The 12581-nt window shown below is 66.5% G+C and carries 8 protein-coding genes; 7 read left to right on the top strand and 1 reads right to left on the bottom strand.

What is annotated here, in order from left to right:
• Positions 1 to 62: 62 nt before the first annotated feature.
• Positions 63 to 1070 carry a LacI family DNA-binding transcriptional regulator gene (locus tag FHG09_RS07545; protein WP_152347029.1) on the top strand — a complete coding sequence of 336 codons (1008 nt, stop codon included), beginning with the start codon at positions 63 to 65 and terminating at the stop codon, positions 1068 to 1070.
• A gap of 54 nt (positions 1071 to 1124) precedes the next feature.
• Here the strand turns inward: FHG09_RS07545 and FHG09_RS07540 are convergent, their stop codons facing one another.
• Positions 1125 to 2126, bottom strand: a complete 1002-nt coding sequence (locus tag FHG09_RS07540) for an asparaginase (protein WP_152347028.1) — start codon at positions 2124 to 2126, stop codon at positions 1125 to 1127.
• A 53-nt stretch (positions 2127 to 2179) separates the two neighbouring features.
• Between FHG09_RS07540 and FHG09_RS07535 the strand changes: the two genes are divergently transcribed.
• The 6 genes from FHG09_RS07535 to FHG09_RS07510 are packed head-to-tail and all read left to right on the top strand — an operon-like array spanning position 2180 to position 12536.
• Positions 2180 to 2659 (top strand): MmcQ/YjbR family DNA-binding protein, encoded by a 480-nt coding sequence (locus FHG09_RS07535; protein WP_152347027.1) that lies wholly within the window; start codon positions 2180 to 2182, stop codon positions 2657 to 2659.
• Positions 2652 to 5498 (top strand): DEAD/DEAH box helicase family protein, encoded by a 2847-nt coding sequence (locus FHG09_RS07530; RefSeq protein ID WP_193627307.1) that lies wholly within the window; start codon positions 2652 to 2654, stop codon positions 5496 to 5498. The genes FHG09_RS07535 and FHG09_RS07530 overlap by 8 nt, the downstream gene beginning before the upstream one ends.
• A 45-nt stretch (positions 5499 to 5543) precedes the next feature.
• The gene (locus tag FHG09_RS07525) at positions 5544 to 7007 is read left to right on the top strand and encodes a DUF3375 domain-containing protein (protein ID WP_152347025.1); all 1464 of its coding nucleotides are present in this window, start codon (positions 5544 to 5546) and stop codon (positions 7005 to 7007) included.
• Complete coding sequence (locus FHG09_RS07520) at positions 7004 to 7777, top strand: DUF4194 domain-containing protein (protein WP_152347024.1); 774 nt, start codon at positions 7004 to 7006, stop codon at positions 7775 to 7777. The genes FHG09_RS07525 and FHG09_RS07520 overlap by 4 nt, the downstream gene beginning before the upstream one ends.
• A complete protein-coding gene (locus FHG09_RS07515; RefSeq protein WP_152347023.1) occupies positions 7774 to 11307 on the top strand; it encodes an ATP-binding protein in 3534 nt (1177 codons plus the stop codon). The genes FHG09_RS07520 and FHG09_RS07515 overlap by 4 nt, the downstream gene beginning before the upstream one ends.
• Positions 11304 to 12536: a Wadjet anti-phage system protein JetD domain-containing protein gene (locus FHG09_RS07510; RefSeq protein ID WP_152347022.1), complete on the top strand. Its 1233-nt coding sequence runs from the start codon at positions 11304 to 11306 to the stop codon at positions 12534 to 12536. The genes FHG09_RS07515 and FHG09_RS07510 overlap by 4 nt, the downstream gene beginning before the upstream one ends.
• Positions 12537 to 12581: the final 45 nt, after the last annotated feature.

Genomic DNA, 12581 nt, shown 5'->3' with positions numbered 1-12581 from the left:
ATGAGACATGCCCCCGGCCGCGGCGGCGGTGGGCTCGGACTGCAGATCACAGAGGGAGACTCATGGCCAAGGTGAGCATGCGCGAGGTCGCCGACCGTGCCGGAGTCTCGGTCGGAACCGTGTCTCATGTCGTCAACGGATCGTCGAAGGTCGCCGACGCGACCGCGCAGAAGGTCAATGCCGCCATCGAGGAGCTCGGCTTCGTCCGCAATGCCGCGGCCAGACAGCTGCGTTCCGGTCACAGCAGCAGTCTCGGACTCGTCGTGCTCGATACCTCGAACCCGTTCTTCGCCTCGGTCGCCCACGGTGCCAGACAGGCCTGCGATGAGGCGGGGCTGGCGCTGCTCATCGGGGATTCGGGAACTGATGAGGTACGAGAGTCGAAATATGTCGACCTCTTCGCCGAACAGCGGGTCAACGGTCTGCTCGTGACCCCTGCAGGGGCGGATCTGTCCCAACTCGAATCCATCGCCGGTCGGGGAACGCCTGTCATGCTCGTCGACCGCGCCTCGAACGGCTACGCCCTGTCCTCGGTGACGGTGGACAATATCGCCGGGGGACGGATGGCGCTGGATCACATCATTGCCGGAGGCTGCAGGCGTCCGGCTTTCATCGGGGGACCGCAGTCGCTGCCGCAGGTGGCCGATCGGCTCGCCGGAGCACGGGAGCGGGTCGCGGAGTCAGGGCTTGCACTGCCGGTGTTCGGCACCGAAGAGCTGACGATCCTGGCCGGACGCGATGCAGGCGAGAAGGTCGTCGATCTGCCTGCCGACCAGCGACCCGATGCGGTCTTCTGTGCCAACGACCTGCTCGCCGTCGGATTCATGCAGGCGGTGATCATGTTCAGCGACCTGAGGATCCCCGAAGACATTGCGATCGTCGGCTACGACGACATCGACTATGCGTTCTCGACGATCGTGCCGCTGACCTCGATTCGCCAGCCGGCCGCCCTGCTCGGGCGCACCGCGGTGGAAACGCTTCTGCAGGAGAATGCCTCGGCCTCGGACGATCATCACGATCGTCGGTTCACACCCGAACTCGTGGTGCGCGGATCCACTCGGCGGGCGTGAGTGGTGTCAGCGGTGTGAGCCGGGGCTGCTCGAAGTGAGCGTCGCAGGTTTGGGCTATGAGAAGTGAGCGAACACCTCGGCTGGGGAGAGCCCGAAGCTCAGCGTCAGGGTGAGCACGATACGGGCCTTGCGGGCGTCGAGGATCCCGGCGGGGATGAGCCCGGCCTCGAGCAGGCCGATCTCCCCACCCGGATAGCCGTAGGTGCGGCGCAGGCTCACGCCGGCTCCTGTGCGCGAGGCGAGGACCACCGGCATGGCATCTGCCAGGCGGGTCACCGCGGGCACGAGGTCCTCGGGGACGTGCCCTCCGCCGACTCCGGAGATCACGGCGCCGTCGAATCCGGACCCGGCGATGAGATCAAAGGTCTCTTCCGGTTCACCCAGCCCCACCTCGGCGAGGGCGATCTTGCTCAGCCGAGACGGACGGGACAGCCCGGCAAAGGGCGACTTCGGGGTGCGCGGTGCGTGCGGGAGGTGGAGGTCGTCCTCGCTCAGCCACCCGATCGCACCGAGGACGGGACCGGAGGAGAACGCGGCCGTCGAGGTCGCGTGCGACTTCCTCACGAACCTCGGATCGTGGACTTCGTCATCGAACACAAGAGACGCCGGCAGGTCGCTGACCTGGTCGGACAGAGTAGTGAGCGCGGCGGCGCGGACGTTGGCCGGTCCGTCGGCACCCGGCAGGGTCGGGTTGCGCATAGCCCCGGTGGCGGCGATGTGAGTGCCCGAGTCATTGAGCAGCCAGAGCCCGAACGCGGACTCCTCGAGGGTGTCGGTGCCTTGGGTGAGGACGATGCCGTCGGCATCCGACGTGCGGGCGAGCTCGACGACGTCGAAGAGCATCTCCAAGGTGACATTCGCGCTCGAGACCTGAGCGACCTGAGTGAAATCGGCCTGCAGATTCGGCCAGACCTGATCGAGGCCAGCGGCCGCAGCGATCTCGGCGCCCGAGAGTGCAGGGGCCACTCCACCGGAGGCATCTGCCGTCGAAGCGATGGTCCCGCCGAGGGCGGCGAGCAGCAGGTGAGGAGCAGCGCGTGGTGGGGTCTCAGGCATGATTCGAGTCTATCGTCAGTCCTGGAGTCAGTGCCCTTTGCTACTCTCCACGCATGGACCCCGACACCGTGCTCCGCCTGGCCCACGACCAGGCCATGCAGTACCCCTCGGTCGAACTCGACTACCCGTTCGGGCCGGACAATGCCGTATACAAGGTGCGCGGGAAGATGTTCATGATGTCCTATGAGCTGCGTGGGACACCCAGCCTCAATCTCAAGGTCGATCCTCTCGACGGTGAGGTGCTGCGTGACGCCTACGCGGAGATCTCTCCCGGCTATCACATGAACAAGAAGCACTGGGTCACCGTCACCGTCACCGTCGCCGGTGAGGGGGAGGCGGTCGGCGACGACGGCGATGGGTCGGATACTGATGAGAGCGGGCCAGACCCTGGCGCGGAAGCGGCTGGCGATCGCCTCGATGCCGACCTGCTCCACGATCTCGTTCTCGAGTCCTACTGTCTTGTCGTGGCCAAGATGCCCAAGAAGAACCGACCTGTCGACCCGGAGAACTTCGGCGGGCGTGGCGATGACTGAGCGCGTGCAGGAGGCGGCAGCGACCCAGCCGCCGTTGCGCCGTCACCAGGGCGAAGCGCTCTCGACTCTGCGCCAGGGGACCGCTGTCGATGAGCGCCGGTCCTGGATCGTCCTGCCGCCAGGCGCAGGAAAGACTCGGGTCGGCATCGAATACGCGGCTCACCTGCTCGATCGGAATCTCGTCGAACGCGTTGTGGCCCTCGGGCCGAATACGGCGATCCAAGCACAATGGGCCGAGGAATGGAACCGCCTCGGCGAGGGACGTCCTCCGGCCGGAAGCACACGTGATCTCACCCAGACCTTCACCGCCCTGACGTACCAGTCCCTGGCCGTCTTCGACACGGACGGGGAACCGGAAGACGAGAGTGCTGCCTCGAATCAGCACAGTCTGCTCGCCTCCCTGGCCCCCGGTGGCCGGGCCCTCGTCGACAACCTCCTCGCAGCCGGCCCGATGCTGCTCATCCTCGACGAATGCCATCACCTGCTCGAAGTCTGGGGACGACTGCTGTCGGACCTGCTCGCATTGCTGCCCGACATCTGGGTGCTCGGACTCACCGCCACACCACCGGCGACGATGTCGAACCGGCAGCGCGAACTCGTCACCGACCTCTTTTCCGCCATCCGCTACTCCGCGTCCATCCCCGCGCTCGTCAAAGAAGGCGATCTCGTCCCCTTTGCCGACCTCGTCTGGGTCACTGAACCCACCCGAGACGAACAGGACTGGCTGTCAGCGCAGGCAGAACGGCACTCCGAGTTCATCACCGGCGTCCTCGACCCCGACCAGGGCACGATCGGTCTGCTCGAATGGGTGGACCGACGGTTCCTCGGCGACCGTGCCGAATCGGTGAGTTGGCAGACCATGAGCCGGCAGCATCCCGAACTCTGCGATGCGGCACTGCGCCTCCACCATGCCGATCTGCTGCGCCTGCCGCCCGGAGCCCGACCCGGTGAACAGCACCGTCGCGACCCCGATCCGGACGATTGGGCCCGACTCATCGAAGACTGGATGCGCCACCACCTGCTCGTCTCCGAAACCCCATCAGACCAGGACCTCGCCGAGGAGATCCGACGCAGGCTGCCCGCGATCGGTCACCGCTGGACCCGCCACGGAATCATCGCCGGCCGGTCCCCGACCGATCGGGTCCTGTCTCATTCGGCGTCGAAGCCGCTCGCCTGCGTCGATATCGTCTCCGCTGAAGCCGCAGCCCTGGGAGACCACCTGCGGATGCTCGTCCTCTGCGACTTCGAGTCCGCGACCGCGACCTTGGCCGCCGACGTCCGCGACGTCCTCGACGAACGGTCCGGATCCGCACTCCTGACCCTGGAGACCTTGGCCGCCGACTCCCGGACGGCACGTCTGAACCCGCTGCTCGTCTCCGGGCGCACCGTCGCGGGACCACCGGACGTACTGCACGCGCTGATCGAACACATCGCCGTCGACGACGCGGGCCTCGCCGCCCGCCTGAGCGTCACCGATCCCATCGCCGGGGTCAGCCGCGTCGACGGGCGCTGGACGAGCCGTGACTGGGTGCCGTACGTGACCTCGTTCTTCGCCTCCGGGTCAGCGCAGGTGCTCATCGGCACCCGAGCGCTTCTCGGGGAGGGATGGGACGCCCCGGCCGTGACCGGACTCATCGACCTCACAAGCGCGACCACCCCGACCGCCGTGACGCAGACCCGCGGCCGGGCGCTTCGCGAGGACCCGAAGTGGGCGGACAAGGTCGCATTGAACTGGACCGTCGTGTGCATCAGCCCGGACCACCCGCGCGGAGGCCAGGACTGGAGCCGCGTCGTACGCAAACACGACGGCTTCTTCGGCACTGACTCAAGCGGTGAGATCGTCGACGGCGTCGCCCATATCGATCCCGCATTCTCGCCGTTCTACCCGCCCGAGGACGATATCGACGCCATCAATGCGCGGATGACCCGACGGTCCCGATCCCGCGCCGAGGTGGCCGAACGGTGGCATGTCGGCGCAGACTACCGCGACGAGGAGCTGCGATCGGTGCGCATCGTCGCCGACACCGCTCGTGCCGTGCCCGAGGCCGCCGGCACCGAGAGGGCCCCCGACATCGCCCGCACCGAAGGCGCCGCCGACGCCGAGGGCATCATCCCGATGCCGAGGCACAGCGACGGCGACCCGGGCACGATCCTTCCTTTCGCTCTCCGCGCGCCGGTCGTCATCGTCTGGGCAGCGGTGGGGTTCCTCATGGTCACAGCGGCAGCGCTGAGCGGCGGAGCCGCTGCTTGGGCCCTCGGCCTCATCGCCGCCGGTCTGCTGCTCAGTCTGCCGGTTCTCCTCACCGTTGCCGGCGGCCGCAGACAACGCGTCTACGGGGCCACCCCGACCGTCGCACAGATCGCCGGTGCCACCGCCGAGGCGCTTCACACCCTCGGACTGAGCAGCGCCGGTGCCGACGCCGTACGGTTGACGATCGACTCACACGGCGACCTGCGGTGCCACCTCGATGCGGATCCCGCCTCGGCGGAGGCTTTCGCCCTCGCTCTCGACGAAGCGGTGTCGCCGATCGGCGATCCGCGGTACCTGCTGCCGTGCTGGCAGCTGCCGCCCCTCGACCATGGGCTGCGCGGGTGGTGGACGCGAATGCGGCGGGGGATCGGTGCCCCCCGGGAAGCTGAGCCGATCTGGGTGGGCGTGCCCACCGTGCTGGGGACGAAGAAGGACCGTGCGGCGGCCTTCGCCGCAGCCTGGGACGCATGGATCGGGGGAGGCCATCCCGTCTACACTCGCAATCCCGATGGGGCCGGTATCCTCGCGGCTGTGCGTGGAGGCGACCCCTGGGGACTGACCTCGGTGCTGCGCATGCGCTGGCGTTGAACGCGGAATTGGCGCGCACCCGCCCGGGCGTTGAGAATAGTCCCTATGTCCGCCTTGTCATCCGCGCTCGCCTATCGAAGACTCATCGAGTCCGACGCGACTCTGCGCATGCTCCGGGCAGACAACCTCGCCGTCATGGCCGGCACGCTCGATGCCCACCTGGGCCGCCCCGGCACCCGGATGAATACGGAAGACCTGCACGAGAGCATCGACGCCGACCTCGAAGAGCTGCGCGACCACTTCGACCTCTCACTGCGCACGGCGAAAGCCTACTGCGACGACTGGCGACGTGCGGAGATCCTCGTCCGCAGGCCCGCCACCGGGGCGAGGGGTGAGACCTACGAACTCTCCGCAGCCGGGTTCGACGCCATCCGGATGCTCGAACAGCTGCGCACCCCACCGCAGACAGCCACCGAATCCCGGCTGGTCAGCCTCGCCCAATCCGTACGCCAGCTGGCCATCGACACCGACCCGGACAGCTCCCGGAGGCTGGCTTCTCTGCGCGCCGAACGCGACCGCATCGACGCCGAGATCGCCCGTGTCCGTCGCGGCGACCCCCGCTCGGTCGTCCTCGACCGTCGGCGGGCGAACGAACGAGTGGGCGACATCCTCCAACAGGCACAGGGTCTGCCTGCCGACTTCGCCCGTGTGCGGGCCCGCTTCGAGGAGCTCAATCAGGAGCTGAGGGTCTCGATCCTCGCCGCCGAGGACTCTCAGTCCCAAGTCCTCGACGAGGTCTTCCGCGGCGTCGACCTCATCGAATCCTCCGATGAAGGCCGTACTTTCTCCGCTTTCGCCGCTCTCGTCCGTGACCCCGAACAGTCCGCGGCCTTCGACGACGACATCGCGGCCATTCTCGACCGTGACTTCTCGGCCACTCTGTCGCTGGCCACGCGTCGGTCCCTGCGCACCCTGATGCGGCAGATGAAGGACGGCTCCCACGAGGTCTCGGACATCCTCACCGAATTCGCCCGCGGCCTGCGCCGCTACGTCCACTCCCACGAATTCCAACGCGACCGCGTCATGCGCACTCTGCTGCAGGAAGGATTGGCCGCGGCCGCTCCCGTGTCGCAGGAGCTCAAGCCCTACGACGAGGTCGGCATCGACCTCGAACTCTCGAGCGTGTCGCTGGGCAGCGTCGGCGAGGTCATCCTCCACGACCCCGAGGAGTTCAACGCCGGGGACGAGCTCGGAGAGGCCACCGACTCCGAGATCGACTTCGCCGAACTCATCGCCGTCGCCCGCGAATCCGAAATCGACTTCGCCGAACTCACCGAGAACATCAACTCCGTCGTCACCTCCTCCCATGAGGCCTCCGTCGCCGAGGTGCTCGAGACCTTCCCCGCAACCCAGGGCCTGGCCAGCGTCGTCGGCCTCCTGTCCCTGGCCAGCACGTACGGCCACGTTGACCACGACAACCGCGAAATCCTCACCTGGGCCGGCGTCGACGGCATCGCCCGCACCGCCGCCATCCGCCGTCACTACTTCACCGAAGGCATCACCCTATGAGCTCCATCGGCCACACCGATCCCGTCCCCGAGGCGACCCCGGACGAAGTCAGCCACAACCCCAGTGGTCTGTGGTCCGGTGACACCGGAACGCTGGGAGAGCGAACCCGCCGAGTGCTGCTCGAACTGCTCAAGGGACCGTACGTGTCGGGGACGCAGAGCCCGCAGCTGTGGGCCGCCCTCGTCGCCGACGAAGGCCTCGTCCGTTCCCGACTGCATGATCTGTTCCTCGACCTCGTCTTCGACCGGGTCGACGAGTTCGCGTTCACCCGCAAGATCGTCACCGACGAGATCGACGCCCCCGCCGCAGTGCGCAGCGAACGCCTCACCTTCCTCGACACCGCCATGCTGCTGGTGCTGCGGCAGCTGCTCTTGGCCGCGCCGGGGGAGAAACGCGTCATCGTCGATCGGGAAGAGGTCTACGAGAGACTCGCGATCTACCGCACCGGCGACGAATCGACGTTCCAGCGCAACCTCAACGGAGCATGGTCGCGGATGAGCAACCGCCTGCGCGTGCTCCACAAAGCAGGGGAAGACCGGTTCGAGGTCTCTCCGATGGTGAAGTTCCTCATCGACGAGGACCGGGTGCGTGAGCTCATCGACGTCTACGAACGCATCGCCTCAGGTGAGAGCGATACTGGTGAGACCAATAACGGCGAGTCTGATGATGGTGAGGACTCCATCGCCGAGGCGGTCGTGGACAACACCGACACCGACGCACCCGATGTCGATACCGACATCGACGCCGACACCGAGGAGGACGAAGCGTGACAGAGGCACTCTTCCCGCTCGACGCGGCGTTCGTCGCGGACCAGGCGCGTGCTCGCGGGGCGAACCGACCCGACGTCGGCAGCCAGTGGCGGCTGAGCGAGATCCAGATCGCGAACTGGGGCACCTTCGACGCCGACATCCACCGAATCCCCGTCTCCCACAAAGGCCACCTCATCACCGGACCTTCCGGTTCGGGCAAGTCCTCCCTGCTCGACGGAATCGCCGCAGTGCTCACCCCGGACAAGTGGCTGCGCTTCAACGTCGCCGCTCAGACCGCGGGCGCTCGCCTCGATCAGCGCAGCCTCGTCAGCTACGTCCGCGGGGCCTGGACTCGCACCGCGGATTCCGAAGAGGACCGGGTCGTCAGCAAGTACCTGCGTCCGCGCGCCACCTGGAGCGGAATCATCCTCCGCTACGACAACGGCAGCGACAAGTCCCTGTCGTTGGCCCGACTCTTCTTCATCAAGGGTTCGGGCACGAAGGCGACGGAGCTCTCCGACGCCTGCGTTCTGGAGCGCGCGGACCTCGACCTCTCCGACCTCCAGCACTATGCGCGCTCCGGACTCGAGACCCGCAAACTCAAGGCCGACCACCCGGATGCGGTGGTCACTTCGAACGGCCACCACGGGAAGTTCTATGCACGGATGCGCAAGACCTTCGGCATGGCCGACGAGTCCGCACTCCAGCTGCTGCACAAGACACAGTCGGCGAAGAGCCTGGACAGCCTCGACCGGCTCTTCCGAGACCATATGCTCGAAAGTCCGGTGACCTTCGACCTCGCCGAGACTGCCGTCGCCCAGTTCGGTGACCTCAAGGACGCTCATGACCATGTCGTCGAACTGCGCAAACAGCGCGATCATCTGCTACAGCTGCGCGAAGCCGCCTCCCGTTTCGAGACCGCCAACGACATCGCCGCGAAGTCGATCGCGCTCAGCGAAGCTCTGCTGCCGTACCAGAAGCGGCGCGAGCTCGATATCCTCCGCGCCGACCTTTCGGCGCTGACCAGACAGATCGTCGAACTCGAAGTCACCTCCGACCGCGCCAAACGCGACTTCGACGCCGCCGTCGACGAATACGACTTGGCCCGACGGGCCACTTTGGAGCTCGGTGGTTCCGAGGCCGAACACCTTCAGCAGCGCATCGACACCGCCGAAACCGAACGCCGCGCCATCGCCGACCGTTGGTCTGGGCTGGCTCGTCAGCTTGAGCAGGCCGGCATCGAGCACGCCCCGACCACTGCCGCCGAATTCGCCGAACTGCAGGCTCAGATCGCCTCCAGCCTCGACGACGACACGCAGGTCGCCGGACCCAGCCACGCCGATCACGACCGGTTCTCCCAGGCGAGGGCGAAGGTCCGCGAACTCGAAAAGGAGATCGAATCGCTGCGGCGGTCCGGTTCGACCGTGCCGAACAACCTCATGGCGATCCGGTCCGAGCTCGCCGCCGGCACCGGGCTGAGCGAGAAGGCTCTGCCGTTCGCGGCCGAACTCATCGAAGTCGACCCCGACGAGGCCCGGTGGACCGGTGCCATCGAGCGGGTGCTGCGCCCCATGGCACTGACCGTCCTCGTCCGTTCGGAGAACCTCTCGGCCATGCGCACCTGGGTGGATTCCCATCGCATCCGCGGACGCCTCGTCTTCGAGGAGATCCCGCACTCAGTGCCGAGCCCCCGCCCCGTGGGCAGTGAGAAGTCGCTGGTCAACAAGGTGCATGTGTCTGACACCGGCTTCGGCGACTGGGTCCGGACCACCTTGTCCGAACGCTTCGACTTCGCCTGTGTCGACCACCCGGACGAACTCGACGACCATCCGCGCGCCGTCACCGTCAAGGGCCAGGTCAAGACCTCACGCACCCGGTACGAGAAGGACGACCGGCGGGCCATCGACGATCGCAGCCAATGGGTCCTCGGCGACCGCGAAGCGAAACTCGAAGCCCTCGTCGAATCCCTCAAGGAGGCTCAGTCGGAACTGGCCGCGGCCGAACAGGTGGTCGCGGCGGCTGATGCCGAAACCGCACAGGCTCACCGCCGTCGCGGCATCCTCGCCGGTATTCGCGAACAGTCCTGGCGCGACGTCGACCGAGACGGAGCGGCCGAGAAGGTCGCGACTCTCGAGCGGCAGCTGGCCGAGCTCGAAGATGCCGACGGTGACCTGCAGCAGGCGATCGGCGCCGAACGTGAGGCGAAAGCAGTCAAGGACGCGGCCGAGAAGGCGAAGAACGAGGCCGACTACGCCCTGCGCCGGGCGAACGAGGAATCGACGGGTCTGCGCTCGAACATCAGCCGGATCGAAGACGACGTCAACTCCGGTCGGGTGGCGGAAGTCGAGGGCCTCCTCGGCGAACAATTGGACGAACGGTTCCGGAAGATCCAGCGCAGCATCAAGCGGGAGAACCTCGCCGAGGTGGGCCAGCAGGTCTCGCAGGTGCTGCAGGAGGAGAAGGACCACGCACAAGCCGATGCAAGTCGGTCGGGGCAGTCCTTGACCCGGCTGGCCGCCGAGTTCAAAGCCGCATGGCCGTCAGTATCGTCCCAGCTCACAGCCGAAGTCGATGATCGTCGCGCCTACCTGTCGATGCTCGATGAGATCCTCGCGCACGGCTTGCCCGATCATGAGAACCGGTTCCGGGATCTGCTGCAGCAGCGGTCCCGGGATCTCATCGGCGAACTCCTCAACGAGATCCATGCGGCTCCCCGGGAGATCGAGGACCGGGTCGCGCCGATCAACTCCTCCTTGCTGCGCTCGCAGTTCGACGAGGACCGGTACCTGCGGCTGAAGGTCAAGACCCGCCGGTCCGAGACCGTCAACGCCTTCATCGCCGATCTCCGCCTCGTGGCGAGCGGCAGCTGGGGTGAGGACGATATGGAGACTGCGGAGAGGAAGTACGACACCCTCGCCGAGGTGATGCGCCGATTCGCGTCCAGCGAGCACGTCGACAAGGTCTGGAAGAACCAATGTCTGGACACACGCCTGCACGTGAGCTTCCTCGCCGAGGAGATCGACGATCATGGTCGTGCACATGCCACCTACGATTCGGGTGCGGCGATGTCCGGTGGTCAGCAGCAGAAGCTCGTGATCTTCTGCCTGGCGGCAGCGTTGCGCTATCAGCTGGCGGACCCGGATGAGGCGATCTCGAAGTACGGCACGATCATCCTCGACGAGGCCTTCGACAAGGCCGACACCCGCTATACCCGGATGGCTCTCGACATCTTCATCGAGTTCGGGTTCCACATGGTGCTGGCGACTCCGCAGAAGCTGCTGCAGACGATCGAACCCTATGTGGGTGCGGCGACCTCGATCGAGAATCCGAGCAGGCAGAAGACCCTGACCTCGACGATGGTGTGGGATGAGTCGGAGCGCGGGGAGGCTTCTGGAGCGGAGTCGGACTCGGAGTCAGTATCGGCCGATGGCGCGGGCGAGGAGCCGGCTGGACCTGATGGGATAGGTGATTCCAAGGGGTCGGACAGTTCCGAGAGTGTCCGTGTGGTCGGTGAAGTCGAGCTTGAGATTGAGGATTCGGACGCCCAATGACGATGCTCTCTGTCGCCGAGGCTCGGACGAAGGCACGTACTCGCCTGAGTTCGTCCATGGCCTTGTGGGCGGCGGAGGCAACTGGTGAGGTGCGTGTTGAGATCGCCCTCAAACCACCGACGGAGAAGCAGGTGCTCTCCGATCAGACTGCTGCCGCCGACTGGGCTGGCAGTTGGCGGGCGGTCGAGGGCAAGGCAGGAGACGCCTCGCGGCTCGAGATCGATTGGGAGGACCGCACCTGGGCCCGAGTCGGTCGCCAACGTGTTCCTATCCGACTGCGTCTGCTCACGCCCGACGAAGTCGCCGGCTTCGTCGGTGGCGACGCCGCCCGCGATTGGCGCAAGCTGCGTGACCGAGCCCAGCTGATCCGAGAACGGTTCAGGGCTGAGTCGAACGACACTGCGTCGATCGGCGACGAAGATGCGGAGGACACCGAGGACGGGAGCTCCCTGGCAGCGGCGATCCGGTCCCAGTCGAAGCGGATCCTCTCTTTGTCCGACGCCGCGTTCGTCACCGCCGTCGACGTCGTCGACTGGCTGCGCACCCACAGGCTCGGGTCGCTGCGGCCCAGGCAGCTGCCCATCCGCGGTGTCGACTCGAAATGGTTCGAAACGCACCGCAGTCTCGTCACTGCTCTGCTCGGCGGAACCGGGCAGGTCGACGCCGTGTCCGTCCTCGACGCCGAACCGAGACTGCGCCTGCGCATCCTCGATTCAACACTCATCGACACGCATCTCGATGACATCACCGCACCGATCTCCCAACTCAGTCGCCTGCCCCTTTCGCCGAGGGTGGTCTTCGTCTTCGAGAACCTCGAATCCGTGCTCGCGATGCCTGAATGGCAGGGAGCCGTCGCCGTCCACGGCTCCGGATACGCCGTCGACGGGACAGCTCGCCTGCAGTGGATCGCCGGAGCGCACATCATCTATTGGGGAGATTTGGATTCCCACGGATTCGCGATCCTCAATCGACTGCGCAGCCACCTGCCCGCCGTCGACTCCGTGCTCATGGACGAAGCGACACTGCTGACCCACCGCGATCTGTGGGTGCCGGAACCGAAGCCGAGCACCGGCGTCTTAGCACATCTCACCGGCACCGAGGCGCGGGCCCTCGACCGACTCCGCGCCGAAGGCGATGTCCGGCTCGAACAGGAACGCATCCCATGGGATATGGCACTGAACCGGCTGCGGACCGCGGCCGGCGAGTCATCTGTGCCACATGACTCGTGAATGTCCAGTTACTGATTGGAGATCAATGGAAGCCGTATTTGAGGA

This window comes from Brevibacterium sp. CFH 10365, from assembly GCF_009299785.1.
Lineage (GTDB): Bacteria > Actinomycetota > Actinomycetes > Actinomycetales > Brevibacteriaceae > Brevibacterium > Brevibacterium limosum.
This window is presented reverse-complemented; position numbering and strand designations above follow the sequence as displayed.

Bases quoted from the DNA above. Each gene is read 5' to 3' on its own strand.
- FHG09_RS07545 (WP_152347029.1), top strand. From the start codon at position 63: ATGGCCAAGGTGAGCATGCGCGAGGTCGCCGACCGTGCCGGAGTCTCG.
- FHG09_RS07540 (WP_152347028.1), bottom strand. From the start codon at position 2,126: ATGCCTGAGACCCCACCACGCGCTGCTCCTCACCTGCTGCTCGCCGCC.
- FHG09_RS07535 (WP_152347027.1), top strand. From the start codon at position 2,180: ATGGACCCCGACACCGTGCTCCGCCTGGCCCACGACCAGGCCATGCAG.
- FHG09_RS07530 (WP_193627307.1), top strand. From the start codon at position 2,652: ATGACTGAGCGCGTGCAGGAGGCGGCAGCGACCCAGCCGCCGTTGCGC.
- FHG09_RS07525 (WP_152347025.1), top strand. From the start codon at position 5,544: ATGTCCGCCTTGTCATCCGCGCTCGCCTATCGAAGACTCATCGAGTCC.
- FHG09_RS07520 (WP_152347024.1), top strand. From the start codon at position 7,004: ATGAGCTCCATCGGCCACACCGATCCCGTCCCCGAGGCGACCCCGGAC.
- FHG09_RS07510 (WP_152347022.1), top strand. From the start codon at position 11,304: ATGACGATGCTCTCTGTCGCCGAGGCTCGGACGAAGGCACGTACTCGC.